Raw genomic sequence first — 26,245 nt, forward strand, 5'->3', positions numbered from 1 at the left:
GGCCCCGACCACACCCGTGCCGGACCGGCGCCGGCACCCTGCGGGACGCCGGCCCCGTGCGCTCGCGGTGCTGCCGCCTCGCGCCGCACCGGCGTGGTGCACGTCGTGAGCGCCGACGGCGGCACCGCCGCCCAGGCGACGGGCGGGCGCGGCAGGCTGTTGGGCCTGCTGCTCGCCATGGCGATGTTCGTACTGGTCGTCGACACCTCGCTGATGAACGTGTCGATCTCCGCGGTGGTCCGCGATCTGGACACGACGGTCAGTGGCGTGCAGTCGGCGATCGCACTCGAGGCACTGGTGTCCGCCGCGTTCATCCTGATCGGCGGCAAGGTCGGCGACCTCGTCGGGCGCAAACGCGCGTACATCCTCGGGTTGCTCGGCTACGCCGTGGGCGCGACCGCGATGACGATGGCGCAGGGGCTCACCGCGGTCGTCGTGTTCTGGGCCGTGATCGGCGGGCTCGGCGCCTCGTTGCTGCTGCCGGCGATGCAGTCGCTCATCCACGGCAACTTCGAAGGGGCGGCGCGCCGGAAGGTCTACGCCCTCGTCGGTGCCGCAGCGGCGATCGCGGCCGCGGTGGGACCCCTGCTCGGCGGCTTCATCACGACGTACCTGTCCTGGCGGGTCGGGTTCGCCCTCGAGGTCGTCGTGATCATCGTGGTGCTGTCGGGCGCGAGGCTCGTACGGGACGTGCCCTACACCGGCCCGCGGGGTGTCGATGTCGTGGGCGCGGCGCTGTCGGTCGCCGGGATGGGCGGGCTGGTGCTCGCGATCCTGGTCTGGCAGGAGGGCGGCGACCGGGTCGGCCTCGTCATGGCGATCGGCGTCGCGGGGATCGTGGGACTGACGTTCTGGCTGCGCCGGCGGGCCCGGCGCGCCGAGCCCGCGCTGCTCGACCCGGCGCTGTTCTCCTCGGCGCACTTCCGGGTGGGCGTCTCACAGCAGATGCTGCAGCAGATAGCCCTGGGCGGCACCATGATCGTGCTGCCGATCTTCCTGCAGATGGTTCTCGAGTACAACGCCATGCAGGCCGGACTGGCGATCGCGCCGTTGTCGCTGAGCATGTTCGCGCTCGCGCTGCTGGCCGGCAGGCGCAGCGGACGGCGCCGACCGAGCACCGTGGTCGCCCTCGGGTTCGGCCTCATCGTGCTGGGGATCGCCGTCCTGCTCCCTCTGGTGCCGCGGGCCGGGAGCGGGTGGGTCCTCGTGGCGCCACTCATCGTCGCCGGCGCCGGGCTGGGACTGCTCGTCTCCCAGCTGAACGACTACACCCTCTCCCCGGTCCCCGAGGAGCGGGTCAGCGAGGCGGCCGGGGTGAACTCCGCGGCCGGGTCGTTCGGGCTGTCCTTCGGTCTCGCGTTCGCGGGCGCGATCATGCTGGCCACCCTGGCAGGGACGTTCACGTCGCAGACCGAGGCCAGCACCGTCCTCCCCCCGGCCGAGAAGCAGCAGATCGCGCAGGTCCTGCAGGACGACGCCGAGCTGATGAGCAACACCAAGCTCACCGAGCTGCTCGCCGGTCAGCCCGAGGCGATCCGCCAGGAGGTCGTCCGGATCAACACCGAGTCCCGCCCGTTCGCGCTGCAGATCGGGCTGCTCGTCCCGCTGCTCGCCGCCGCACTCGGGCTCGCCAACTCGCTGCGCATGCGCCGGCTCACCGACCCGGAACCGTCGGGTGCGGCGGAGACGACGTTGGGCTGACGACCACCCGGTTCGGGCGATGCCGCCGCCGGGACAGGCACCTACCTTGTGCCGCATGGGGATGGCGGCGAGTGCTGACGTGGTGGCCGAGCCGGGTGCGGTGCGGTGGGCGAACGGTCCCATCCTGTACTCCGGCGGGATGCTGGTGATCACCGGTGTGTTCCAGATCTTCACCGCGATCATGGCGCTGGCACACGACAGAATCTACGAGGGCACGCCGGGGTACCTGTTCGCGTTCGACCTCACCCTCTGGGGCTGGCTGCTGTTCGCCACGGCGATCCTGTCCATCGCCGCCGGCTACGGGGCGCTGCGCGGCCTGACATGGGCGCGGGTCGCCGGGATCGGAACCGCCGGGCTGAGCATGATCGTGCAGTTCATGTTCGTGCCGCACTACCCGGTGTGGTCGGTGATCGTCATAGCGGTCGACGTCACGATCATCTGGGGTCTCGCGTCCTACCGCCGCACCGCCGGGTGAGCGCCGGTCCCGGACCCGGGTAGCGACCACGCCGGCCCGGCGGCGACGCCGACCGGCCGGCTCCGTGGGCGCGCCTCCGACCCGGGCCCACCGACGGGGACGCCCCGACCGACGGTGCTGTCTCCGCCCGACGGAGCAGCCCGACCGGCGGGACAGCACCCGATCGGCGGGACAGCACCCGATCGGCGGGACAGCGCCCGACCGGCGGAGACACCACCGTCACCGGTCCCGGCCGCACGGTCACGCCGCCCGGACGAGGTCCGGGCGGCACGCCGACGTCGCCTCAGACGGCCGACCGCCGGGCCGGACGTGCCGGTGCCCGCCGGGCCCCGCCGCCTCGCGTCGCGACGGGTGCGAGCGGGTCCCGCGGGACGTCGCTGTCGCCGGGCCCGCCGAGGCTCACCTCGTGGACGAGAGCGCTGTGGTCGCGCTCGGTCTGGTCGGCGTACGCCGTCGCGAACTCGGCGACGGCGTTGTCGAACGCGGTGCCCGAGCCCAGGTACGCCGCGATCGCGATCCGGTCGCCGGAGCGGGCGTGCGCCCGGGCCAGCGTCCACGCGCACAGCTCGGCGTAGGCGAGCAGCCCTTCGGGTCGGACCCGGTCGAGGTCGAGGGAGCCCTTCATGTCCCGCAGCTGACGGACGTAGTAGTCGCGTACCCGCCCGTCGAGGCCGCGGGCCTGCATCCAGCCGAGCAGGACGTCGCTGACCGCCTGCATCAGACGCTGCCCCTCGACCACGCGCCTGCCGTGGTGGTCCACCGGCGCCGAACCGGCATGCTCCTCCAGTACCGCCGGTCCGGCCTCCTTGACCTGCAGGAACAGCGGATCGGTGGGGTCGCCGCGGCCGAGGAGCAGGATCATCCAGCACCGGGTCCCGACGCTGCCGATGCCCACGACCTTGCGTGCGAAGTCGACGGGCCGGTAGGCGTCGAGCAGGACCCGCCGGTCGGGGGCGAGCGACTCGGCGTAGTCGGCCAGCAGGTCGGTGAGCCGCTGCTCGATCCCGATGTCGTCGTCGACGAGGTCGCCGACGGGTACGACGAGGGGAGGGTCGCCCACGATGTGGGTCCCGGTGTCGTCGGTGTGTGCGAACCGGGCGAGCGCGCCGAGGTTGTCCCGCCGCCGGGCCTTCGACAGGAAGCGGTCGACCTCCCGCTTGCCGGACCGGCGGATCCTGGAGTCCAGATCCGCTGCCAGGCCCGCGGTGTCGATGTGGGCGTACCAGACGTCGAGGGTCGTCATCCGCGCGAACTCGCGCATCGCCTCGCGGTACCGCGCGACGGTCGACCGCACGATGGCGCGGCGGCGGCGGCCCGGGAAGTCGTTGTTCCTGGCCGCCACCTCGACGCTGGCCGCCAGCCGCTTGACGTCCCACTCCCACGGTCCGGGAGCGGTCTCGTCGAAGTCGTTGAGGTCGAACACCAGCCGGCGTTCCGGGGAGGCGAAGAGGCCGAAGTTGGCGAGGTGGGCGTCACCGCAGAGTTGCGCCCGCAGCCCCGTGGACGGGGTGCGGGCCAGGTCGGCGGCCATCGGCCCGGCGGAGCCGCGGAGGAACGCGAACGGGCTCGCCGCCATCCGCGAGTACCGCAGCGGCAGCAGCTCGCGCACGCGGTCGGCGTCGTCGGCGTGCAGCCGGACGAGGGGGTCGGCCCGGTCGGGGCCGAGGTCCAGCACCGCATGTGCCGACCGTGGGACCTGCCGGCGTAGCGCCCGGCCGTGCGCCTGCGAGTCCGGCCTGCTCGATGCGGAATCGTCCATGCCGGAACCGTGCGCCGTCATCACGGTCGGCGCCTCATCCCCGGCAGGTGAGTTCATGCCCGGTCCCGGCGCCCAGCCACTGCGCGACGCCGAGCTACTGCGCGGCGCCCAGCCACCGGTCGGTGCCCAGCCACCGCTCCGCGCCCAGCTCCTGCTCGTCGCGCAGCCACCGCTCGGCATGCAGCCAGGCGGCCCGCCGGGCACCCATGCCGAGATTGAGGGCGGCGATCGCGACGGGGTCGTCCGCCCGTCGCCGCCGGACCTCGGCCATGCGGTCGTCCAGTGACACCGGGCTGCCGCCCGGGTCGGTGCTCATGTCGGCGTACCAGAGCAGGTCGCGGACGAGGGAGCGCTCGTCGCGGAACTCGGCCATCTGGTCGGCGAGACCGAGCAGGTCGGCCTTGACCGCGGCGGCAGAGTGGAAGGCCACCAGGTGTGCGACCCGGTCGGGGAAGCCGAGCGCGCGGACGTGGCGGGCGCCGTCGAGAGGATGGAAGCCGGTCCGGACGATCGCGGGGCCGTACCCGATGTCGTGCAGCCACGCGGCGGGGACCAGGACGCACGCGTCGCCGGGCGGCAACCCGGCGGCGAGCGTGCGGGCACGCCCGGCGACGCCGCGCGTGTGCGACCAGCGCCGGGGCAGTGGCAGCTCCAGCGCTGCCCGGGCCGCGGCCTCCGCGGGCCCCGCACCGGGGCCCATCAGCTCGGCCCACCCTCGACGCCGGATGACGCCCCGTCGCCGGAACCGACGGTGGTACCGGCGGTGGCGGCGGTGGGCGTCGCGTCGGTGGAGCGGGGCTGGTCGAGCAGTTCGACGACCCCGAGCAGCACCAGGAGCAACAGGGTGACGACGAGGACCGTCCAGCCCGAAGGCCGGTCCCACAGCACCACGACGAGTGCCGCGAGGACGACGAGCCCCGTCCGGAGTGCGACGCGGTGCTCGTGCACCCACGGCCCGACCGGCCCCGTGGCCAGCCTGCGGGCGAGCCCGCCCCGGCGCAGGCTCCCGATGCCGCGCCCGAGCGCGCCGCGCAGCCGGACGGCTGTCGCGGCCGGGCCGGTGACCCACGCCGCGAGGGCGATGACGAGCCCGACGACGAACAGCGTCCGCAGGGCCGCCCGGACGAACCGCACCACGATGTCGAACGTCGCCGCGGCCGCGGCGGCGGACTGCGGGGCCGCCGCCCCCACGACGATCCCGCGGACCGCGAGCAGGGTGGCGGCCAGCACGAGCATCGTCGCCATCACCGCGAGACCGACGACCATCGTCGCGCGGCGCCGCCGCTTCGCGAGCAGGACGCCGCCGACCAGCAGCGCGAGCGTCACCCATGGCAGCCAGGTCGCTGCGACGTCGAGCACCGTGTAGAGCGACTGGGCCCGGACGAGCGTGCTCGCCGGGAACAGCGCGATCGTCGGATGGATCTCGGGGATCCGCGCCGCGAGCTCGAACCCCGAGGCCACCAGCTGCTGCTTCGCCGCTTCGATGAAGGGGTACAGGTCGAGGACGGTGTCGCCGCCCTGGACGACGACCGCGGACGACTCGCCGGCGAGCGCGGCCGCGATCTGCTGGTGGGAGACCGTGAGCGCCCGCTGACCGGCGGCGACGAACGCGGGGCTGGCGACGAGCTCGTGCACCTTGTCGTCGACGAAGGTGCGGGTGCCCGCGGCCAGCGGGCCGGTGAGCCCGCGCAGCCGATCGGCGACGGGCGCCGGCACGCCCTGGGCGGCCAGGGCGTCGACGGCCTGGGTCGCGAGCGCCTGCACGTCGACCTGCGCGAAGATCTCCGCCGTGACGCGGTCGGCCACCGCGGACTGGACGGCGGGATCGTCGAGGACCGGGCCGGCGGTGGCCACGAAACGTTCGGTGTCGGAGAGCTGGTTGTGCGTCCAGACCGAGAGCACGGACACCGGGACCAGCAGCAGGCCGAGGACGAGCAGGACCGCCGAGGCGATCGACGGCCAGCGGATCCGGGCCCGTGGGGGCGCCTCCGGCGGTGGTGTGGACCGCAGGGTGGCGAGCTCGGTGCGCAACCGTTCGAGCTCGGCGCGTTCGTCGTGGCTCAGGGCGACGGGCGCGCTGCGGCTGTCAGGGCTGTCGACGACGGGCATCGTGGCTGCTCCTCCCGGACGACGGGTACCGGCGACCCTCCGCCGTGCGGCCACGTCCGGCATCACCTCGTGAGGGCGAGGTGGCCGGACCGGATGCGTCGCACAGTCGGCCGGTGGGTCCGCGATCGGTGGGCCCGCGCGACGAAGGAGGACGACGATGACGATCGGTCCGGTCCAGATGCTCGTGCTCGGCTTCGACCACCCCAACTTCCAGGGGCGCCTCCGCGGCGAGCTGGAGCGGCTCCGCGACGACGACATGATCCGGGTGATCGACTTCCTGGGCGTGTACAAGGCGGTCGGTGGTGAGGTGTCGGTGCTCAAGGAGAGCCAGCTCGACGACGCCGAGCGCATCGAGTTCGGCGCGGTGGTCGGGGCCCTGGTCGGGATCGGTGCCGGCATCGGCGCCGAGGCGGGCGCCGAGATCGGGGTCGAGGTGATGACCGAGGAGGACGACATCGCCGACGAGGGAGCCTGGGACGTGGTCGCGGACATCCCGGAGGGGTCCGCCGCGGCCCTGGTGCTGATCGAGCACCGGTGGGCGATCCCGCTGCGGGAGGCGCTCGCCGACGCCGGGGGCGTGCGGCTGGCGTCGGAGTTCGTGAGTCCGTTGGACCTGGTGGAGGTCGGTCTGGTCGCCGCGCAGGAGGCCGAGGCGCTCGCCGCCCGGTCCCAGGACGCGGTCTGACGAGCGTCGGGCCGAGGATCGTCGAGGACAGGAGAGGGACGATGCTGGGACGTCAGCGCAGGATCGGACGGCGCGGTGGGCGGCGTGCAGGGCGCAGGGTCGCGCGGCGGCTGATGCGCCGCCGAAAGGGCTGAACAGGGCTGCCGCGGTCACGGCGTGGCCGGCGACGTCGCGGGCGGGGCGGCAGCGGAGAGGGTCGGCGGTTCCGAGGAGGTGGGCCGCCGCAGCCGTCCCAGGCGACAGAGCCGCTCCAGCCTGCGGACCGTGAAGGGGTGCGAGCGCGGGAGCTGGGCGAGACCCACCCAGAACCCGTGCAGCGCCCGGCCCTGCTCGAGCAGCTGGTCCACGTCGACGTCGGTCTCGGTGTGCCGGCCGGACGCGAGCAGGACGAGCCCGGTGGCCCCGTGCGGGGACAGGTGGGCGCCGTGCAGGTCGCAGGAGTACTCGCGCAGCCGCGACATGGTGGGGCCGAGCAGCGGGATGCGCTGGGAGTAGGCGAGGCTGAGCTCGTACCAGAGGGCGACGTGGTGCAGTCGGATGTGGCCCATCTCGTGGCCGAGGATGAACCGCAGGCCGTCACGGTTGTCCGCGTGCAGGTTGGTGAACAGCTCGTTGGACACCACGACGAGGTCGTGGCCGGCGGCCTGGGCGGCGAAGGCGTTGAGGGCGCCGTTGCCGTTGGCCAGGTAGATGTCGGGGCGACGGGACAGCCCGAGCGTCCTCGCGAAGTCCGCGGCCGTCCCGAACAGCTCGGGGAACTGGCGCTCGGACAGCTGCACCGTGGTCCCGCGGACGGTGGCCCGTTGCAGCTCGCGGACGACGATCAGGCCGGGAACCAGCAGCAGCAGTGCGACGGCCGCGCCGCGGACCGAGTCGGCCAGCGCGGAGCTCTGCAGCGCGTCGGGCAGGAACGGCACGACGATCGCGACGCGCACGATCGCCACCACGATCACCACGTTGAGGACGACCATGGCGACGTAGAACGGGACCTCGGCGGGGTGGCGCAGTGTCGTGGGTTTCGACGGAGCTCGACCGGACATGGGACTCCCTCTCCGACAAGGGGCACGTCGTCGTGCCGGCGCGCCGGCCCGGCGCCCAGCGCCACACTCCGGCCGACGGTCGCGGCCTGCACCACCCGGTCGGGGTGAGGTGTGCCCGTGGGGTCCCCGCCAGCGTGACGGCCGCGGGGGCGTCCCCGCGGTCGGGGACGAATCGTGGTGGACGGAGGGCCTGATGCTGCTGGTCGCGGTGCTGCTGCCGGTGCTGGTGCCGGTCCTGGTGATGGTGATGGTCGTGACGCTGGAGCGGGTGGAGGAGCGGCTGCTCGGGGGAGCTGCCCGGGCGTCAGCGGTCGGTGCCGGTGCCGGACCGGCGGCGCACGGCGACGTCGACCGCGCCGAGCAGCAGCTTCGCGACGACCCCGACGGCCAGCAGGCCGACGACCATCTGGGTCATCGTGAGGATTCGGGTGAGCGCACTGGTGGGGGCGATGTCCCCGAAGCCGACCGTCGTGAACACCGTCATCGTGTAGTAGAGCGCCCCCGTGCGGTCCAGTGGCTGCGAGAAGCTCGCCGGGACGTCCTGCGACAGCACCGCGTAGGTCGAGGCGTAGAGCACCAGCAGGATCGGCAGCCCCACCGCCACCGTCTCCGCCGCCCGCAGCCGCGGGGTGTCCGAGGCCATGATCATGCGCACCTGCCAGGTGAGGGCCAGGACGAGGCCGCAGAGTCCGATGCCGAGCCAGACGAGGACCTCCGCGTCGAGCCTGCCGTCGAGCGGGGCCCGGTAGTACACGAGCAGCAGCAGCGCCGCGGTGACGACGGAGCGGACCCCGGCGACGACGAGGAGCCGCCGGTTCAGCGCTCTCGTGCGTTCGACGTCCATCGTCGCCCCTCCCCGGTGGTGCGAACCGCAGGGTGGTGCGGGTGCGGCCCGTTGTGCTCACCCGCCTCGGGCGATCGGGCGGACCGGTCGTCCGGAACGGGTGATGCCACCGCCGCCCGCACGTCGCACCGTTCGGGTACCGACGACACGACAGGAGCCGACATGGCGACATTGACGGTGTGGAAGTTCGACACGGCAGACGGCGCCCGCGATGCGCTCGACGTCCTGAAGCGGCTGCAGAAGGAAGAGCTGATCCAGATCGTGGACGCGGCCGTCGTGACCTGGCCGGAGGGCAAGCGCAAGCCGAAGACCGAGCAGCTGCACGGCCTGACCGGCGCCGGGGCCCTCGGCGGCAGCTTCTGGGGGCTGCTGTTCGGGCTGCTGTTCTTCGTCCCGTTGCTGGGCATGGCGATCGGTGCCGCCATGGGCGCGCTGAGCGGGTCACTGGCCGACGTCGGGATCGACGACGGCTTCATCAAGAAGGTGCGCGACGAGGTCACCGAGGGGTCGTCGGCGCTGTTCGTCATGTCCGCGAAGGTCGTCCCCGACAAGGTGCTCGGCGAGTTCCGCGGCACCGGGGCGCACCTGGTGTCGACGAACCTGTCCGCGGAGCAGGAGGCCACCCTCCGCGACGTCTTCGAGGAACCGGCCGAGGACGCGAGCAGGGAGACCGCGACCCGGGCGTGAACCCCGGGGGGTGCCGGGTGCGGAGCCGGTTGCGGGACGACGGTCCCGGGCCGGCTCCGCCGGTGCCGGGACCGGCCCCGGCCCCGGCCCGGTCCCGGCTCAGCCGTCGACGCCGCGCCGTGCCGTCCGCCACTGCGCACCCGTCCGCTCGCGGAACGCGGCGACGGCGGTATCGATCGTCGGGAACAGGTCCGCCGCGTCGATCACGTCGGTGAGGCCCGCTCGCTCGACGGTGCGCCGCACCGGGTCCTTGAGCTCGGCGAACACCAGCCGCCGGTCGTGTCGCTGCAGTGCCCCGGCCAGGTCGCGCAGGACTTCCACCGCGGTCGTGTCGACGTCGGTGACGGGCTCCGCCGCGACCACGACCCAGCGCACGCCGGGGTCGGCGATGACGAGCCCGTCGACCCACTCCCGGAACGTCCGGGCATTGGCGAAGAACAGGGGCGCGTCGAAGCGTACGAGCAGACATCCCGGCAGCTGCTCGGCGTCGGGGTGGGTGTTCACGTCGTGGAACCCCGCGAGTCCGGGGACCCGGCCGAGCACCGCCCGGTAGGGCCACCAGGCCCGGCGGAACACGTTCGCCGCGGACAACGCGACCGTCACGGCCATCCCGGGCAGCACCCCGAGCACCACCACACCCAGCGCCGCCGTGGCCGACAGCACGAACTCGGCGCGGCGCACCCGCCACAGCCTGCGCGTGGCGGGCAGGTCGGTGAGCGACAGCGACGCGGCGATCACGACCGCGGCCAGCGTCGGCTGCGGGAGGTCGCGCAGCAGCCCGGGGGCGAACAGCAGGATCAGCGTGATCGCCGCGGCGCCGACGAGCCCGGTCAGCTGGGTCCGGGCCCCGGCCTGGGCGGCGACCGCGGTGCGTGAGCCGCTCGTGCTCACCGGGAACCCGCCGAACAGGCCCGCGGCCACGTTGGACGCGCCGATGGCCGTCATCTCCCGGCCGCCGTCGATGGTGCGCCCCTCCCGGGCGGCGAACGACGAGGACGTCGAGATCGTGTCGGTGAGCGCGACGACCGCGATGCCGAGTGCGCCAGGGACCAGGATCGCGAGGTCGGACAGGCGGACGTCGGGCAGGCTCAGCGGCGGGAAGCCCTGCGGGAGCGGGCCGACGACGTCGACCCCCCGCGCGGCGAGACCCAGCAGGATCGTCGCCCCGATCGACAGCACGACCACCACCAGGACGGCGGGCACCCGCGGCAGGGTCCGCTGCAGCACGAGGATCAGCACCAGCCCGGCGCCGCCCACGGCGAGCGCAGCGGGGATCGTGGCCCCGCCCGCCACCCCGGAGAGGAAGCCGCCGACCTCGGCGAGGAACCCGTCGGCGTCCACGGAGAAGCCGAACAGCTTGGGTAGCTGGCCGACGAGGATGGTGAGCGCGAGGCCGTTGAGGTAGCCGATCATCGCGGGCCGGGAGATGAGGTCGGCGACGAAGCCGAGTCCGGTGACCCCCGCGACGATCATGACCGCCCCGGTCAGCAGGGCCAGCGCCGACGCCAGCGCGATCGCCCGCGCCGGGTCCCCGTCCGCGACGGCCAGCGGCAGGATCGTCGCCGCGATCAGCGGGCCGAGCGAGGAGTCCGGGCCCAGCACGAGGACCCGCGACGGGCCGAAGATCGCGTAGCCGACCAGGCACAGGATCGAGGTGTACAGGCCGGTGATGGCGGGCAGGCCGGCCAGCTCGGCGTAGGCCATTCCCTGCGGTACCAGCAGCGCGGTCAGCACCAGCCCCGCGGTGACGTCGCGGCCGAGCCAGCGCGCGCGGTACCCGAGCAGGCCCGCGAGGCCGGGTGCGACGGCGGCGACCCTGCGCCGCGCCGGCTGCGGCCGCTTCACCGGACGCGGACCGTGCGTCGCGCCGGTGCCGTGCCGAGCTCCCGGCGCGGCAGCAGGGCGGGGGCCGGGAGGCGGGTGCGCTCGTCGGTCATGTTCGTCTCCTCCTCGTCGACCGCGCCCGTGACCGATCGTCCGGCGGCGAGCGTCGGCGGTCGGTCCGCGGTGCGCCTCACCTGCCAGGGATGAGGTCGGCCCGGCGCCGCACGGGCAGCCTGGGGGCTCGACCCGACGAGGGAGGCGACCGTGGACCCGACGACCGAGAGGCTGCTGCTCGGAGCCGGCGGTGGTGCGGCCAGGCTGGTGTGGCGGGCGGGTCGGCCCGCGCGCAGGGCGACGTCGGTCCTGCTGCGCGGCGGGGTCTCGGTCCTCACCCTCGTCGCTCCCCGGAGCACCACCGCGCTGGTGCGCCGCGGCAGGCGGGAACGGGTCCTGCTGGCACGCCGGTGGAACGAGCTGGTGCGTGAGGTCGTCGGCAGGGTCGTCGACGCACTGGTGCAGACGATCGACCTGACCGCGCTGGTCCGCGAGCACGTGGAGATCGACGCGCTCGCCGCGGGCCTCGATGTCGACGCCGTCGTGGCCCGGGTCGACCTGGACGCCGTGGTGCGCCGCCTCGATCTCGACGCGCTGGTGGGGCGGGTGGACCTCGACCGGGTGGTCGCCGGCGTCGATCTCGACCGCGCGGTCCAGCGGGTCGACCTCGACGCGGTGGTGCGGCGCGTCGACATCGAACCGGTGCTGGCCGAGCTGGACGTCGACGGGGTCGCGGCCAGGATCGACCTGGACGCGGTGATCGCCCGGCTCGACCTGGTCGGCATCGCCCGCGGCGTCCTCGACGAGCTGGACCTACCGGAGATCATCCGGACCTCCACCGGTGCACTGACCTCCGACACCGTACGCGCCGTCCGCTCCGAGGCGATGGCCGCCGACGGCGCCGTGTCCGGGGCGGTCGACCGGCTCCTGCACCGCGGAGGAGCCGCCCGGCCCCCGGGTTCTCCGTGAGCGGCGGTGACGGGTCCGACGTCCCGACGACGGCGACCGCCGGGATCGTGACCCGCACCCTGGCGGCGGTCGCCGACCTGGTCGTCGTCGTGGTGCTGATGGGCCTCACGCTGGTCGTCGTCGCCGGCGTGCGGTTCCTCGCCTCACCGCCCGGGTTCCGCTGGCCCAGCCCCACCTGGCCGCAGTCGCTGGTCGTCGGCGGGCTGCTCGCCACCGCGTACCTCACCGTGGCCTGGTCGACGTCCGGACGCAGCTGCGGCGCCGCGCTGCTCGGGCTCCGGATTCGGCCGGTGACCGGCGCGCACCTGGGCTGGCTGCGGGCCGGCCTACGGGCCGTGCTGTGCGTGGTGTTCCCGCTGGGGCTGCTCTGGGCCGTCCTGGGCAGGCGTCGCCGATCACTGCAGGACCTGCTCACCGGCACCGTCGTCGTCTACGACCCGGACCTCGCCGACGCCTACGTATCACCCCCTGGGGGTGGCCCGGGCGGTGCCGAACCCGGCCATCGTCGCGGCACGCGAGTCGAGGAGGAACCACGATGACCACCCGGACCGACGACACGTACGCAGCAAGGCAGACCGAGAGCTCCGCACAGAAGGGCCTCGTGCTGTTCGCCGGCCTCATGATGATCGTCTGCGGGGTGTACCACGCGCTCAGCGGCGTGGCTGCCGTCCTGCGCGACCAGGTCTACCTCACCACACCGCAGTACACCTTCGAGTTCGACCTGACGGCGTGGGGATGGACCCACCTGATCCTCGGCGCGGTCCTCATCGTCGTCGGCATCGCGGTCGTGCAGGGGGTCGCCTGGGGTGCGATGGTCGGGATCGGGGTCGCCGTGCTGAGCCTGGTGGCGAACTTCCTGTTCCTGCCGCACTACCCCCTGTGGTCGATCCTGATCATCGCGGTCGACGTGGCGATCATCTACGCCCTCACCGCCCGTCTGCGCAACGGCTGATCACCGTGACGACAGACGTTCCGCAGGGCCCGGTCACGGTGCCCGGCCGGTCGGCACCGCCGTCGGTGACCCGGCGGCTCGCCGCGGCGGCCGCGCTGCTCGCGGTGGCCGCGGCGATCGTCGTCGCGGTCGCCGGGCTGCTCAGCGACCCGCTGCGGCTGGTCGCGACCGTCGTGCTCATCGGCGTCGCCGTGGCCGTCGGCTGGGCGGCGCTGGTCCATCGCGGCGTCGTCCGCGTCGTCGCGACCGTGCTCACGCTCGCCGCCGTCGCCGGCATCGTGCTGCTGTTCGGCCTCGGGGCGCCGCTGCGCACGGCCGTGCTCGCCGTCCTGGTGCTGCTGGCGCTCGCCGCGACCAAGGTGGCGGTCGGCAACGACCTCGCCGAGGTGCCGGGCGACCTGCACCGAGTCGCGGCCGCCAGATGCGGCGTCCTGATCATCAACCCCCGCTCCGGGGACGGCAAGGCCGCGCGGTGCGACCTCGAGCGACACGCCACGACCTGCGGGGTCAGGGCGATCGTCATGTCGCCCGGCTCGGACGTGCGCGACCTCGCCGAGCGGGCGCTGGCCGACGGCGCGGACGTCATCGGGATGGCCGGCGGCGACGGGTCGCAGGCGCTGGTCGCGGACGTGGCCCGTCGTCACGACGTGCCATTCGTGGTCGTACCGGCCGGGACCCGCAACCACTTCGCGCTCGACCTCGGGCTCGACCGCGACGACGTCCCGGCTGCGCTCGCGGCGTTCGGGCCCGCTGTGGAACGCCGCGTCGACGTCGCGATGCTCGGCGACCGGCTGTTCGTCAACAACGCGTCGCTGGGCGTCTACGCCTCGATCGTGCAGTCGGCGGGGTACCGCGAGGCCAAGGTCGCGACGGCGGCACACCTGGCGCCGGACCTGCTGGGGTCCGGACGGCAGCGCGTCGGCATGCGCTTCCGCGGCGCCGACGGTGAACAGGCCGCGCCGGTCGACGTCATGCTGGTCTCCAACGGGGCCTACCGCATGCAGGGCCTCACGGGGGCCGGCACGCGGCCCCGGCTCGACGGGGGCGCCCTGGGGGTGGTGACGGTGAGCGTCGACTCGGCGCTCGACGCCACCCGGATGCTGGCCGCCGGCGCGTCCGGGATGCTGCACCGGTTCCACGGCTACCGGCAGTGGAGCACCGAGGAGCTGGTGGTCGACTCCGACGAGGAGCTGCTGGAGGTCGGCGTCGACGGCGAGGCGCTGCGCCTCCCCGTGCCGCTGCGGTTCCGGGCACTCCCGCGCGCACTGCGGGTCCGGCTGCCCACGACCGCGACGGCGGCGCCCGCAGCGCTGGGCCCGGCCGGGCCCGCCGAGGCCGTGGCGGGGCTGTTCCGCGTCCTGGCCGGGCACCCACCACGGCGCTGAGCAGGCGCTCACCCCGTCCGGGTGACGTGCACGGCCGGGGCCGGTGTCAGCGTTTCCCTGTGACCACCTCAGACTCACCACCGAGCCACGCGGCCGACCGCAACGGACGGCCGTCGGGCCCTCAGCTGTCGCTGCCCCGTGGGTTGGTGGTGCTGCTGGGGATGGCGGCGACGGTCGTCGCCGCCGCCGGCGTTCGCTCGATGGCATGGTTCATCGGGCCGGTGTTCCTGGCGCTGGTCCTGGTCATCGCGCTCGCGCCGGTGCACAGCCGGCTGCGGGGCCGCGGCTGGCCGGGGTGGGCGGCCACACTGGCGCTCGCCGCGGCCGTCTACGCCGCGGTCCTGTCCATCGCGCTCTGCGTCATCGTGTCCGTCGCGCAGCTGGCCACGACGCTGCCGCAGTACGCCGCCCAGAGCCGCGAGCTCGTGGCATCGTTGTCCTCGGTCCTCACCCGGTTCGGCGTCGGCCCCGAGGAGCTGCGTCAGGTGGCGCAGTCGCTGGACCTCGGCAAGCTGGTGCAGGTCGTCGGGACGGTTCTCGCCGACGTCGCCGGGCTGGCGAGCAACCTGATCTTCCTGCTCACACTGCTGCTGTTCCTGAGCGTCGAGACGGTCACCGTCGGCAAACGCGTCGGCCGGATCGCGGCCGACCGGCCCGAGGTGGCCGGGGCGCTGCTCGGGTTCGCCCGCAACACCCGGCAGTACCTGCTGGTCTCGACGGTGTTCGGCCTGATCGTCGCCGCGTTGGACACCATCGCGCTGTTGGCGTTGGGTGTGCCGCTGGCGGTCACCTGGGGTGTGCTGGCGTTCGTCACCAACTACATCCCGAACGTCGGTTTCCTCATCGGGGTGGTCCCACCCGCGCTGCTGGCGCTGCTCACCGGTGGACCGACACTGATGCTGATCGTCATCGGGGTGTACTGCGTGCTCAACTTCGTGGTCCAGTCCCTGATCCAGCCACGGTTCGTGGGCGACGCGGTCGGTCTCTCGGTCACCGTCACGTTCCTGTCCCTGGTGTTCTGGGCGTGGCTGCTCGGCCCGCTGGGCGCGGTGCTGGCCATCCCGCTGACGCTGCTGGCCAAGGCGCTGCTGGTCGACATCGACCCGCGGGCGCAGTGGGCGGACGCCTTGCTCAGTCAGCAGGCCCCCGATCCCGAACCGGACCCCGATCCCGACCACAACGGGGGCAGCGCCGGTGCGAGCGCCCGGTGGCGCCGCAGGCGCAGGGCCAAGAGCGACGACGTGGTCGAGGCGTGACCCGGCCGGCCCGGGGGCCGGCCGGGCGGCGCGCCCGATCCCGTCCAGCGCCGTCGGCCGCGGCTGCAGGTCACGGACCCGGTCGCGGCCACACCGGACGGCTGCCCGCGGCCTCCAGGCGGTCGAGCGGCTCCGCCCAGACCAGCTGCAGACCGAGGGTGCGGAACAACGCCATGATCGCGTGCAGGTGCGACTCGTCGATGACCTCACCCCGCAGGATCAGCCCCGGCGGCACCTCCTCGACATCGAGCTCGCCGAACACGTCCAGCGACGGCTCGGACACCCGTCCGTCCACCCGGAACTCGTACATCCTCGGTGTCATCACACCTCCTGCTGCGCCTGCCCGGCCCGTACCGGTGCCCGACATCATCCGCAGCCCACCCGGCCGGGCCTCCCCCGAAGGGGATGACCCGAGAGGGGCCAAGAGGCGGTTCCGCGCGATACATGGATTTGGGACGATTCTCTGCTGCTGAGGGGGTGAGCCGTGCGCGACGCGTATCCGTTCACGACGTCTCCACCGGCGCTGCCACGCGACCTCGTGCCGAGGCCGGACCTGCGTGCCGAGCTCGACAGCGGGGCGGGCGGCGCTCTCACCCTGGTCTGCGCGCCTCCCGGTTTCGGCAAGACCGTCGCGGTGGCCGACTGGGTCAGGCGATGCGGTCCGACCCCGTTCGCCTGGGTGTCGTTGACCGCGGCGCACGACGACCCGGCGGCGTTCTGGGCGGTGGTGCTCGCCGGGCTCCGGGCCTCCCACGCCGTTGCAGCGGCGGGGCTGAGCCGCATGTCGGGGCCGTACCTGCCCGCGGCCGGACCCGGTCTGCCGGCGTACGTGCTCGCCGAGCTCGCCGCCCTGCCCGGGCCGATCAGGCTGGTCCTCGACGACGCCCACCACCTGCGTGGCCGACAGATCGCCGAGCACCTGCGGCTGCTCGTGCGCGATCACGGACCGTCGGTCCAGCTGGTGCTGGTGAGCCGGATCGATCCGCCGCTGCCGCTGGCCCGGATGCGGTTGGCGGGCGAGCTCTGCGAGCTGCGGACCGACCGGCTGTGCTTCACCGAGCGCGAGACCCGGCAGTTGCTGCGCCGGACCGGCATCAGACCGACCGATCACCAGGTGGCGACGTTGCACGAGCGCACCGGTGGCTGGGCCGCCGGTCTCCGGCTGGCCGCATGCTCGCTGCGCCAGGTCCGCGACCCCGACCGGTTCCTGGCCGACTTCTCCGGAGACGACCACTCGGTTGCCGACTACCTGGTGGGGGAGGTGCTCGCCGGCATCGGCGAGGATCGTCGCGAGGTGCTGCGCCGGGTCAGCATCGCCGACCCGGTCCCGGCGGCGCTCGCCGTCGAGCTCTGCGGCCGCGAGGACGCCCCGGACGTCCTGGACGAGCTGGCCCACGAGACCGGTCTGATCAGCATCGCGTCCGACCGGGCCGGCTATCGCGTGCAGGAGCTGCTGCGGTCCCACCTGGAAGCGGCCCTGCAACGGCGGCCCGGCGGACCGGCTGCCGCGCTCCACCGCCGCGCGGCATTGTGGTGGGACGGACGGGGCCGGACCGCGGAGGCGATGAGGCACGTCGGACGGACCGGCGATCCGGTGTTCGCCGCCGAGATGGTCGCTCGCCGCGGCGCCCGGCTGGTCGCGATCGGGGACCGGGTGGCACTGCGCGAGGCCCTCAGGCTGTCGGGGGCGACGACCGAGGCGCGGGCGTGGACGGCCGCGCTCTCGGCCCAGGACAACCTCGTGCGCGGGGACCGGGAGGCCGTGGCCGCCGACGTCACACGGGCCCGCCGGGAAGGCCGTCCCGCCGCCGGCTCCGAGCTCGCGGTGCTCCTCACCGCGACCGCCCGGCTGGCGGGCGTGACCCGTTCGGTACCGACCGTGCCGCAGCCGCTCGCCGACGACCCGTTCCTCGCCGCCCTGGAGGTCACCGGGCGCGGCGCGGCCGAGTGCCTCGCCGGCACGTTCGCCGAGGCCCGCTCGGACCTGGGCATCGGGCTGGACGCCGCCCGCCGCTGGCACCTGCCGCTGCTGGAGGCCCAGTGCCTCCTGCTGCTCAGCGGGGCCGCATGGGCGGTCGGCGACCTGCGCGAGGCCGCCGCGAGGTCCGACGACACGCTGCGCGCCGTCGCCGACGGCGGGTGGCCCGCCTCCGGTCTCGCCGGGGGCGCGACGGCGGTGGCCGCACTGACCGCGGTGGAGCGGGGGCGCCCCGACACCGCCCTCACCCTTCTCGAGGACGTGTCGGCCGCCGGGGAAAGCGAGGTCGACCCGGTGCTGCGCCTCGCGCTCGGCGTCGCCCACGGCGCGGCACTCCACGACTCCGGGGAGGGGCCCGCGGGCCTGCTCCAACTGCAGCGGGCCCGCTCCGACGGTGCGGGGCAGGAGATTCCGGCCGCGCTCGCCACCGCGGCGGCGCTCATCGAGAACCGCATCTCGGTCCGGCTGGGCTACACGCGTGCGGCGGCCACGGCCGAGAGCAGGATCGACGGGCTGGTGGGCGCGCACGGCGAGCGCCTGCTGATGCGGGCGTGGGCGGAGGCCGCCGCGGGGTCGTACCGGGTCGCGCACCGCTACGCCGAGGCAGTGCTCGACCCCGGCGTCCCGTCGGCGCGGCCCGCCACCCTCGTCGAGGCCTGGCTGGTGCTCGCCGATCTCGCACTGCGCCGCGGCGACCGCCCGGCCGCCCGGTCGGCGGTGCGCGACGCGCTGGACCGCGCAGCGACCATGGACCTGGTGCGGCCGTTCGTCACGATGCCGTCGGCGGTGCGCGCCCTGCTCGTCGACGAGCTGATGGGGGAGGGGGTGCGGGCCAGGTTCACCGCCCGCGTGCTGGCCGTGCCCCGCAACGGTGGTGGCCGCAGGCCCGTCGCCGCGACGCTCACGGCCCGTGAGCAGGACGTCCTCGTGCTGCTGCCGTCGTTGCTCAACCTCGACGAGATCGCGGCGGAGCTCTCGGTGTCGGTCAACACCGTCAAGAGCCACGTCAGGTCGATCTACGACAAGCTGGGGGCCTGCTCGCGTCGGCGGGCGGTGCTGGCCGCGCACGAGCGGGGGTTCCTGCGCCGGTCGTCCCCGGTGCGCACGCGCGGCGTGCGGGAACAGCGCCTCACCCGCCGCGGATGAAGCCCACCCGGACCTGCTGGACGATCCTCCGAGTGCGGTGGGGGGCGGTGCGATGGAGATCCCGGGAAGCCTGATCGCCCTTCCGGAGCTGCCCGCGGCGGCGGCGCCGCGACCACACCTGATCGAGCTGCTCGACCGTGCCGGGCCGGGGCAGCTGGTGACGGTGGTCGCGCCGCCCGGCTACGGCAAGACCGTCGCGCTGACCCAGTGGGTGCGGGCGATGCGCACACCTCGGGTGGCCTGGGTGTCCCTCGACCGGACCTTCGACGCGGTCCGCTTCCGATCGGCGCTGACCGCGGCGCTGTCCGGGGTGCCGGGGCTGCGCCCCGACAGCCCCCTGCGCCGTCCCACCGGCGTGGCCGCAGGCCGCCCCGGCGCCGACGTCGTCGACGAACTGCTGGCTGCGCTCGACGAGGTCCGGCCGCCGGTCCGCGTGGTGCTCGACGACGTGCACGAGCTGACCGACCCGGATGCGCTGCGTGAGCTGCACAGGCTCGTCCGCAGCGGCGCGCGGGGACTGCAGCTGGTGCTCGCCAGCAGGCAGGACCTCCCGCTGCTGGTGCCGGGGCTGCGGACGCAGGACCGGACTCACGAGCTGCGGGCCGAGCACCTGCGGTTCAGCCTCGCCGAGACGGCGACGCTGATGCAGCTGTCGGGCCTGGAGCTGACGCCGCGCCAGCTCGCGACACTGCGATCGCGCACCGGTGGATGGGCCGCGGGACTGCGCTTCGCCGCCGTCGCCCTGCTGGCCACCGACGACCGGGAGCGCTTCATCGACCAGCTGTCCGGCAGCGAGCACTCGATGGCGGACTACCTGGCCGACGAGGTGATGGCGAGTCTCCCGCTGTGGTCGCGCGACCTGCTGCAGCTCGAGTCGGTGTGCGAGCTGCTGCCGGCGGGGCTCGCGCTGGCGCTGTCGGGACGGCCCGACGCCGAGCAGGCGCTGGCCGAGCTGGTGGAGGTCACCGGTCTCGTCGAACGACTCGACGCCACGACCTACCGCATCCAACCGCTCCTGCGGACCTACCTGGGCGCCGAGCTGGAACGGCACCTGCCCGGACGCTACCGACGCTCGCACGTGACGGCGGCCTGGTGGTGGCTCGCCGCGGGCGACCCGGTCCACGCACTGAGCCACGCCGAACGCACCGAGGACCCGGACCTGTTGCGCAGCATGCTGCCCGCCATCGGGCTCAGGCTGGTCGCGACCGGCGGGTTCGCCGCCCTCCGCCGGCTGCTCGACGCCGCGCGCGGGACCGACGGGCCCGATGCCCTGTGGGTGCTGCTGCTGGAGGCCTACCTCGAGTTCCAGCTCGGGGCGGGCACGGACCGCGCCGCCCTCGCGGCCCTGGAACAGGCCGGCCGGGCCTGGCCCGCGGTCCCGCAGCCACCGCTGGCACAGCTTCGGGGGTCCGTCGAGCTGCTCCTCACCGGCCGCGCCACGGCGGGCCCGCCGCGCCGGCCGGTCATCGAAACGGCCGAACAGGTGATGCTGGACAAGCTGTGCCGCGCCACCGTGGAGATCATCGACCCCGCGACGGACCCCCGCGACGCCAGGCCGGGCCTCGAGCTCCTGGTCCTCGACGCACGGGAGCACGGCTTCGGCTGGTTCGAGGAGTGGGCGTGGAACCTGCTGGGGGTCGTCGAGCTCGCCGCGGGGCGCTACCGGGCCATGACGGGCGCGGCCCACTCGGCCGTCGCCGTCGCCGTCATGCAGGGGCGACCGATCGGTTCGCTCGCCGCGTCGATCGCGACGATCGCGTACGCCGACCTGCTCGCCGGGAACCTGCCTGCGGCACGCGACCGGGCCGCCGCGGCCCTCGCCGAGGAGCCCAGCGGTGAGCCCGAGCGGACGCTGCGCGTGCTGCACACCGTCGCCCGCAGCGACCTCGGTGAGACGGGGATCGGCCTGCCGCGGTGCCGGTCCGCCCTGTTCGAGCTCTCGGCACCCGCGGTCGTGCTCGCCGCCCTCGCGGTCCCCGAGCACCGGGTCGAGCTCTCCCATGCGGGGGTGGCGAGCGCGGCCGGGACCACCGAATGGCTCCGGGACCGGACCGGTGAGGTCGCCGAGGTCCTCCTGATGGACGCCAGGGCCCACTGGGCCGCCGGACTCCACGACGAGGCGCGCTCCGCGGCCGAGGCCGTCGTCGCCGAGGCCGCCCCCGCCCTCCTCGCACACACGCCCGTCGAGGCGCATCTGCTGCTCGCCGACTGCGCGCTGCGCGGCGGCGAGCCCGACCGGGGCCGGGCCGAAGTCGTGGCCGCGCTCGAGGGCGCCGCGCGGCTCGACGTCGTCGGTCCGCCCGCGCTCGCCTCCGGACCGGTCGGGGACCTCCTCGAAACCATGAGCGCCGGGCTCTCGGACCCGCGGTGGCACGGACGCCTCATGACCGCGCGCGAGATCGTCCACGGGCGTCACCGGGCCGGGCTGAGCGACCGCGAGGTCGCCGTGCTCGAGCTGCTCGCGTCGCTGCTCAGCGCCGCCGAGATCGCCGACGAGCTGACGGTCTCGGTCAACACCGTCAAGACCCACGTCCGGTCGATCTACGCGAAGCTCGCCGTGGGGAACCGCCGCGACGCGGTCCTGCGTGCCCGCGAGCTCGACCTGCTGTCCTGAGTCCCGCTCCGAGCCCTGTTCACCTCCTGTGGGTGACGTCTCGGCAGACCCGCCGCGCCAGGGTTGGGGACGGATCGAGCAGCGATGCAGGGAGGCCGATCGATGGAGTCCGGGACAGCCGACCCGCCGGAACGTCACTACGAGTTCCGGATCATCGGGCGGCTCTCGGACCGGGCCCGGGCCGCGTTCCCGGGGATGGACGTCCGCGAGGTGCCCGCCGAGACGATCATCTCCGGCGACGTCGCCGACGACGGCGGCGTGCAGGACGTGCTCTCGCTCATGCAGTCGCTCGGACTCCAGGTCGTGTCGGTCCGGAGGGCCACCTGAGCGAGGGGGAGGCCGGCGCGATGCTGAGCCGTGAGGACCGACGCAGGCTGGACGCCATCGAGCGGCAGCTGATCGCGCAGGACCCCGAGTTCGTGCGCCGCGTGCGGCGCCGGGCGGCTGCGGTGCGTCGCGCCGGTCGCTTCCCGTCGGTCCGGACCGCCGGCGCACCACGCCTGGTGTGGCTGGGCATGCTGACCGGCCTCGTCGTCCTCGTCATCGGGATCGTGGCCGCCGCCCCCGAGCTGGCGCTGACCGGGGTGGTGTTCCTGACGCTCTCGGTGTGGGCGGGCCGGTTGCTCATGAGGCACTCCCGAGGTCACGAGTGACGCTCGCCGCCTTCGGACGGCGTCCCGGAGAACCCCTGCGGCGTATCGTGCGGTACCGACGAGGAGGGCTCATGGGTGAGGCTCCGGGTGCCGGTCGCGCCGCGTTCGCCGGTGAGGACCACGCGCGGCGGATCGACCGCGCCGGCGCCGCGGCACGCGCCGCGGGGCTCGCGGGGCTGCTCGTCACCCCAGGCCCCGACCTGACGTGGCTCACCGGGTACCGGCCGCCGGCCGCCGGGGGGCGGCTCACCCTGCTCGTGGTGACACCGGACGGCGCGTCGGTGCTGCTCGTGCCGAGCCTCGACCGCCCCGACGCCGAGGCCGCCGCCGGAATCTCCACCCTCACGCTCTGCGACTGGCGCGACGGCACCGACCCCTACGGCGTCGCCGCGGCCCTGCTGTCGCCCCGCGGCTGCTACGGCCTCTCCGACTCGGCCTGGGCGGCGCACCTGCTCGGCCTGCAGCGGGAGCTTCCCGGCGCCTCCTACGTCGCGCTCGGTGACTGCCTGCCGATGCTGCGGGCGGTGAAGGACGCCGCCGAGCTCGACCGGATCGCCGCGGCGGGCGCTGCCGCGGACCGTGCCTACGAGCTGGTCCGGCACGGACGGTTCAGCGGCCGGACCGAGCGCGCCGTCGCCGCCGAGCTCGCCGACCTGCTCGTCGCGTGCGGCCACGAGGAGGCCGAGGTGCGCGTCGGCTCCGGGCCCAACGGGGCGCACGCCCGCCATCGCGCCGGAGACCGGGTGATCGTGCCCGGCGACGTCGTCGTGCTCGACTTCGGTGGACTGTGCAACGGCTACGCCTCCGACGTCACCCGGACGGTGTGCGTGGGAGAGCCCTCCGAAGACGCCGTCGAGGTCCACGCGATCGTGGCGCAGGCGCAGCAGGAGGCGTTCGCCGCGGTGCGCCCCGGGGTGCCGTGCGGGGACGTCGACGAGATCGCCCGTGCCGTGATCACCGAGGCCGGCTTCGGCGACCTGTTCGTCCACGGTACCGGGCACGGCGTGGGGGTGACCACGCGCGAGCCGCCCTACCTGGTCCGCAGCGAGCGGCACCCGCTGATGGCCGGGATGTGCGTCGCGATCGAACCGGGGATCTACCTGCCCGGCGAGTTCGGTGTCCGGATCGAGGACACCGTGACCGTGACCGCGGACGGGGCGCGACGCAACAACACCGCCGGGCACGAGCTGGCGATCGTCGACCGACGATGACGGACCTCAGGCAGCGGGTGGCGGCGTCGATGCCGCGGGTGTGGGCCGAGCTGGGCCAGCTCGTCGCGTTCCGGTCGGTCGCGGACGCCCGGCAGTGGCCCGTGGAGGAGTGCGTGCACGCGGGGGAATGGGTCGCCGAGGCGTTCCGTGGCGAGGGTTTCGCCGACGCCCGGCTGGTCCCGACCGTGGAGGGCGGCGGCGCGGTCGTCGGCTCGCGAACCTGCACCGACCCGCGGGCGCCGACGGTCCTGCTCCACGCGCACTACGACGTCCGGCCGCCGCTGGACGACACCGCGTGGCGGACGCTGCCCTTCACGCTGACGGAGGTCGACGGCCGCTGGTACGGCCGGGGCGCCGCCGACTGCAAGGGCAACGTCCTCATGCACCTCACGGCGCTGCGCGCCCTGGGCGACGACCTGCCCGTCAACCTCGCCCTGATCGTCGAGGGATCGGAGCACCAGGGCACCGGCGGCCTCCGGGCCGTGCTCGCCGACCACGCCGACCTGCTGCGGGCCGCCGCGATCCTGGTCTGCGACACCGGCAACCTCGCTGTCGGGCGGCCCGCGGTCGTCGTCGCCGCGGACGAGACGGTGAACGCCGTGCTGACCGTCGAGGCACCGCAGCCGCGGCCGGGCACCGCCACCCCCGGTGGCGCCGCCCCCAACGCCCTCGCCGCCCTCGTCGCCATGCTGGCCGCGCTGTCCGGCGAGCGCGCCACCCCCGACCGGCCGGGTCCACCGGACGGCCACGGGCCGGCCGGCGCCCCCCACCGGTCGCAGCGGTCCCGGCCGGGTGCGCCGGCGTCGCAGGCCGTCGGGGTGATGGGGCCGGAGGCGGCCCCGGTTCCCACGCCGGTGTCGTCGGTCGCCGAGGCCGGGACGGGCTGGGCCCGCCCCGTCGTCACCGTGCTCGGGATCGATCTCCCGTCCGTCCTGGGGTCGGCCGCCGCCGTCGTGCCGAGGGCCCGCGCCCTGCTGCACCTGCGCATCCCGCCGGGCGCCACACCCGTCCAGGCGCAGCGGGCGCTCGTGGCGCACCTCGACCGGGCAGCCCCGTGGCACCTGCACGTCGAGATCGAGATCGAGGCGCCGGTCGAACCGGGCACGCAGGGAACGGACCGTCCGGCCCGCCGGGCCATGATCGCCGCGATGCGTGAGGCATACGGCCGCGCACCGCGGGAGCTGGTTCAGGGGCCCTCCGCCCCGCCGTGCAGCGCCTTCGCCGTCACCTTTCCCGGGGCGGAGATCCTGCGGATCGGCGTGGAGGAGCCGCAGGCACTGGTCGACGCCCCGAACGAGAGCGTCGATCCCCGCGAGATCCGGGACATGGCCCTGGCGGAGGCGCTGTTCCTGCGAGCCTTCGGGCGGGCCGGCACCTGATCGCGCCGCCGTCGAGCGCCCGGGGCGCGGCCACGCGGCGCGATGCGGTGGGGTGCACGGGGACGTGTGCCGCGTCAGGACACCTCGTGACTCCCGAAGCGCGCCGGGCCCGCCGGCTCGTAGGTGAGGACGGTGATCCCGCCGGGTGTCGTCTCCTGGTGGGTCGCCCGCAGCGCGACGGGCTCGTCGCCGGGCCGGAAGAACCGCCTTCCCTCGCCGACGACGACCGGCGCGACCGTCAGCCGCAGCTCGTCGACCAGGCCCTCGGCGAGCAGCCAGGCGCCGAGCCGGGCGCTGCCGTGCACCTGCAGCTCCCCGCCCGGCTGTGCCTTCAGCCCCGCGACCTGGGCCGCGACGTCGCCGGACAGGATCGTCGACGGCGCCCAGCGGGCCTGCCGCAGCGTCGTCGACGCCACGTACTTGGGCAGGCCGTTGAGCCTGCTCGCGACGGGGTCGTCGGCGTCGGTGGCCTTCGGCCAGTCGCGGGCGAACGCCTCGTAGGTGCGGCGTCCGAACAGGAACGCCTGCGCCTCGCAGGTCCAGGCGGTGACGATCTCGAGGAACCGGTCGTCGAGGAACGGGACGAGCCAGCCGCCGCGGGTGAACCCGTCGGTGGTGTCCTCGTCGGGGGCGCCGGGGCCCTGGCAGACGCCGTCGAGCGACACGAACTGCATCACGGTGAGCTTCATGGCGTAACGTACTACCACATGGTTGTAGATATGGGGGAGCGTCGAGCCGTCGACCGGCTCTTCCACGCCCTGTCCGACGGCACCCGCCGCGACATCGTCGTCCGCACCCTGCAGGGCGAACACTCCGTCTCCGCGCTGGCCAGGCTCTACCCGATGAGCTTCGCCGCCGTGCAGAAACACGTGGCCGTCCTGCACGAGGCGGGGCTGGTCGCCAAGCGCAGGCAGGGGCGCGAACAGCTCGTGTCCGGCGACGTCGAGGCGCTGCGGCGCGCCGGTGCCGTGCTCGACGCGCTGGAATCGGAGTGGGTGGGGCGCGCCGAGCGGATGGGCGCGCTGCTGGACGAGGAGGGCTCGTGACGGTCGTGTCGGTCGAGAAGGACCCGGTGGCGCGCACGCTGACGATCACCGCCGAGTTCGGCGCCCCCGCCGAACGCGTGTGGCGGCTGTGGGCCGACCCGCGCACGCTCGAACGCTGGTGGTTCCCGCCGGGCGTCACCGCGACCGTGCACGAGCACGACCTGACGCCCGGCGGGCGCGTCACCTACGACTGCGAGACCCCCGACGGCCCGCGCTCGGGCAGCTGGGACGTGCGGCACGTCGACGAGCCGCGCCGGGTCGAGTTCGGGCTCGACAGCCCCGGCGTGCCGCCGACCAGCGCCCGCATCACCGTCGCCGACCGGCCCGGCGGGACCCGCGTGACGATCGTGGTGTGGTTCGCCGCCGACGCCGACATGGAGCTGCTGCTCTCGATCGGCTTCGACCGTGGGCTGTCGGCGGCCGTCGCGCAGGGGGACGCGCTGCTCGCCTGACCCGTGCGCCGCCACGCGCAGGTACT

General features: G+C 74.4%; 26 protein-coding genes. 17 read left to right on the forward strand and 9 right to left on the reverse strand.

Features of this window, described 5'->3' with window-relative positions; genetic code table 11:
* Positions 1-105: 105 nt before the first annotated feature.
* Positions 106-1,701, forward strand: coding sequence for an MFS transporter (locus AB7F12_RS13790; protein ID WP_428496735.1), 1,596 nt, complete (start codon positions 106-108; stop codon positions 1,699-1,701).
* Positions 1,702-1,756: 55 nt separating this feature from the next.
* Complete coding sequence (locus AB7F12_RS13795; RefSeq protein WP_428496736.1) at positions 1,757-2,176, forward strand: DUF7144 family membrane protein; 420 nt, start codon at positions 1,757-1,759, stop codon at positions 2,174-2,176.
* 283 nt (positions 2,177-2,459) lie between these two features.
* On the opposite strand, the gene AB7F12_RS13800 is transcribed toward AB7F12_RS13795, so the two are convergent.
* From AB7F12_RS13800 to AB7F12_RS13810, 3 genes are all read right to left on the reverse strand, one after another.
* Complete coding sequence (locus AB7F12_RS13800; protein WP_428496737.1) at positions 2,460-3,935, reverse strand: DUF2252 domain-containing protein; 1,476 nt, start codon at positions 3,933-3,935, stop codon at positions 2,460-2,462.
* A 94-nt stretch (positions 3,936-4,029) separates the two neighbouring features.
* On the reverse strand, positions 4,030-4,635 hold the full coding sequence (locus AB7F12_RS13805) for an HD domain-containing protein (protein WP_428496738.1): 606 nt from the start codon (positions 4,633-4,635) through the stop codon (positions 4,030-4,032).
* Positions 4,635-6,044, reverse strand: coding sequence for a hypothetical protein (locus tag AB7F12_RS13810; protein WP_428496739.1), 1,410 nt, complete (start codon positions 6,042-6,044; stop codon positions 4,635-4,637). The genes AB7F12_RS13805 and AB7F12_RS13810 overlap by 1 nt, the downstream gene beginning before the upstream one ends.
* Positions 6,045-6,201: 157 nt before the next feature.
* On the opposite strand from AB7F12_RS13810, the gene AB7F12_RS13815 reads away from it, so the two are divergent.
* Positions 6,202-6,729 (forward strand): hypothetical protein, encoded by a 528-nt coding sequence (locus tag AB7F12_RS13815; protein WP_428496740.1) that lies wholly within the window; start codon positions 6,202-6,204, stop codon positions 6,727-6,729.
* 149 nt (positions 6,730-6,878) lie between these two features.
* Here AB7F12_RS13815 and AB7F12_RS13820 read toward each other — a convergent pair whose 3' ends face one another.
* Both AB7F12_RS13820 and AB7F12_RS13825 read right to left on the reverse strand, forming a co-directional pair.
* Positions 6,879-7,769, reverse strand: coding sequence for a M48 family metallopeptidase (locus AB7F12_RS13820; protein ID WP_428517006.1), 891 nt, complete (start codon positions 7,767-7,769; stop codon positions 6,879-6,881).
* Between the two features lie 304 nt (positions 7,770-8,073).
* Positions 8,074-8,613 (reverse strand): potassium channel family protein, encoded by a 540-nt coding sequence (locus tag AB7F12_RS13825; protein ID WP_428496742.1) that lies wholly within the window; start codon positions 8,611-8,613, stop codon positions 8,074-8,076.
* Between the two features lie 162 nt (positions 8,614-8,775).
* Here AB7F12_RS13825 and AB7F12_RS13830 point away from each other — a divergent pair, with 162 nt between their 5' ends.
* A complete protein-coding gene (locus AB7F12_RS13830; protein ID WP_428496743.1) occupies positions 8,776-9,300 on the forward strand; it encodes a DUF1269 domain-containing protein in 525 nt (174 codons plus the stop codon).
* Between the two features lie 99 nt (positions 9,301-9,399).
* On the opposite strand, the gene AB7F12_RS13835 is transcribed toward AB7F12_RS13830, so the two are convergent.
* Both AB7F12_RS13835 and AB7F12_RS13840 read right to left on the reverse strand, forming a co-directional pair.
* Positions 9,400-11,145 carry a SulP family inorganic anion transporter gene (locus AB7F12_RS13835; protein ID WP_428496744.1) on the reverse strand — a complete coding sequence of 582 codons (1,746 nt, stop codon included), beginning with the start codon at positions 11,143-11,145 and terminating at the stop codon, positions 9,400-9,402.
* Positions 11,142-11,318 (reverse strand): hypothetical protein, encoded by a 177-nt coding sequence (locus tag AB7F12_RS13840; protein WP_428496745.1) that lies wholly within the window; start codon positions 11,316-11,318, stop codon positions 11,142-11,144. Before AB7F12_RS13840 ends, AB7F12_RS13835 begins: the two co-directional genes overlap by 4 nt.
* 70 nt (positions 11,319-11,388) lie before the next feature.
* Between AB7F12_RS13840 and AB7F12_RS13845 the strand changes: the two genes are divergently transcribed.
* From AB7F12_RS13845 to AB7F12_RS13865, 5 genes are read left to right on the forward strand one after another with little or no spacing between them, the layout of a single operon-like run.
* A complete protein-coding gene (locus AB7F12_RS13845; RefSeq protein WP_428496746.1) occupies positions 11,389-12,147 on the forward strand; it encodes a hypothetical protein in 759 nt (252 codons plus the stop codon).
* The gene (locus tag AB7F12_RS13850; RefSeq protein WP_428496747.1) at positions 12,144-12,686 is read left to right on the forward strand and encodes an RDD family protein; all 543 of its coding nucleotides are present in this window, start codon (positions 12,144-12,146) and stop codon (positions 12,684-12,686) included. The genes AB7F12_RS13845 and AB7F12_RS13850 overlap by 4 nt, the downstream gene beginning before the upstream one ends.
* Positions 12,683-13,099 carry a DUF7144 family membrane protein gene (locus tag AB7F12_RS13855; protein ID WP_428496748.1) on the forward strand — a complete coding sequence of 139 codons (417 nt, stop codon included), beginning with the start codon at positions 12,683-12,685 and terminating at the stop codon, positions 13,097-13,099. Before AB7F12_RS13850 ends, AB7F12_RS13855 begins: the two co-directional genes overlap by 4 nt.
* Before the next feature lie 5 nt (positions 13,100-13,104).
* The gene (locus AB7F12_RS13860; protein WP_428496749.1) at positions 13,105-14,484 is read left to right on the forward strand and encodes a diacylglycerol/lipid kinase family protein; all 1,380 of its coding nucleotides are present in this window, start codon (positions 13,105-13,107) and stop codon (positions 14,482-14,484) included.
* A 59-nt stretch (positions 14,485-14,543) separates the two neighbouring features.
* Entirely contained in the window at positions 14,544-15,740 is a 1,197-nt protein-coding gene (locus AB7F12_RS13865) for an AI-2E family transporter (RefSeq protein WP_428496750.1), read from the forward strand.
* 70 nt (positions 15,741-15,810) lie between these two features.
* Here AB7F12_RS13865 and AB7F12_RS13870 read toward each other — a convergent pair whose 3' ends face one another.
* Positions 15,811-16,062: a hypothetical protein gene (locus AB7F12_RS13870; RefSeq protein WP_428496751.1), complete on the reverse strand. Its 252-nt coding sequence runs from the start codon at positions 16,060-16,062 to the stop codon at positions 15,811-15,813.
* A 162-nt stretch (positions 16,063-16,224) separates the two neighbouring features.
* Here AB7F12_RS13870 and AB7F12_RS13875 point away from each other — a divergent pair, with 162 nt between their 5' ends.
* The 6 genes from AB7F12_RS13875 to AB7F12_RS13900 all read left to right on the forward strand — a co-directional run bounded on the left by AB7F12_RS13875 (position 16,225) and on the right by AB7F12_RS13900 (position 24,721).
* On the forward strand, positions 16,225-18,864 hold the full coding sequence (locus AB7F12_RS13875; RefSeq protein WP_428496752.1) for a LuxR C-terminal-related transcriptional regulator: 2,640 nt from the start codon (positions 16,225-16,227) through the stop codon (positions 18,862-18,864).
* Positions 18,865-18,916: 52 nt separating this feature from the next.
* On the forward strand, positions 18,917-21,478 hold the full coding sequence (locus AB7F12_RS13880; protein ID WP_428496753.1) for a LuxR C-terminal-related transcriptional regulator: 2,562 nt from the start codon (positions 18,917-18,919) through the stop codon (positions 21,476-21,478).
* A 102-nt stretch (positions 21,479-21,580) separates the two neighbouring features.
* Positions 21,581-21,805 (forward strand): hypothetical protein, encoded by a 225-nt coding sequence (locus tag AB7F12_RS13885; protein WP_428496754.1) that lies wholly within the window; start codon positions 21,581-21,583, stop codon positions 21,803-21,805.
* A gap of 20 nt (positions 21,806-21,825) precedes the next feature.
* Positions 21,826-22,131 carry a DUF3040 domain-containing protein gene (locus tag AB7F12_RS13890; RefSeq protein WP_428496755.1) on the forward strand — a complete coding sequence of 102 codons (306 nt, stop codon included), beginning with the start codon at positions 21,826-21,828 and terminating at the stop codon, positions 22,129-22,131.
* Positions 22,132-22,202: 71 nt separating this feature from the next.
* Positions 22,203-23,342: a M24 family metallopeptidase gene (locus AB7F12_RS13895; RefSeq protein ID WP_428496756.1), complete on the forward strand. Its 1,140-nt coding sequence runs from the start codon at positions 22,203-22,205 to the stop codon at positions 23,340-23,342.
* The gene (locus tag AB7F12_RS13900) at positions 23,339-24,721 is read left to right on the forward strand and encodes a M20/M25/M40 family metallo-hydrolase (RefSeq protein ID WP_428496757.1); all 1,383 of its coding nucleotides are present in this window, start codon (positions 23,339-23,341) and stop codon (positions 24,719-24,721) included. Before AB7F12_RS13895 ends, AB7F12_RS13900 begins: the two co-directional genes overlap by 4 nt.
* A 74-nt stretch (positions 24,722-24,795) precedes the next feature.
* Here AB7F12_RS13900 and AB7F12_RS13905 read toward each other — a convergent pair whose 3' ends face one another.
* The gene (locus AB7F12_RS13905; RefSeq protein ID WP_428496758.1) at positions 24,796-25,410 is read right to left on the reverse strand and encodes a dihydrofolate reductase family protein; all 615 of its coding nucleotides are present in this window, start codon (positions 25,408-25,410) and stop codon (positions 24,796-24,798) included.
* Between the two features lie 18 nt (positions 25,411-25,428).
* Between AB7F12_RS13905 and AB7F12_RS13910 the strand changes: the two genes are divergently transcribed.
* Positions 25,429-25,767: an ArsR/SmtB family transcription factor gene (locus AB7F12_RS13910; protein ID WP_428496759.1), complete on the forward strand. Its 339-nt coding sequence runs from the start codon at positions 25,429-25,431 to the stop codon at positions 25,765-25,767.
* Positions 25,764-26,219: an SRPBCC family protein gene (locus AB7F12_RS13915; protein WP_428496760.1), complete on the forward strand. Its 456-nt coding sequence runs from the start codon at positions 25,764-25,766 to the stop codon at positions 26,217-26,219. Before AB7F12_RS13910 ends, AB7F12_RS13915 begins: the two co-directional genes overlap by 4 nt.
* Positions 26,220-26,245: the final 26 nt, after the last annotated feature.

Origin of the sequence: Pseudonocardia sp. (assembly GCF_050250275.1) — a bacterium.
Taxonomy (GTDB): domain Bacteria; phylum Actinomycetota; class Actinomycetes; order Mycobacteriales; family Pseudonocardiaceae; genus Pseudonocardia.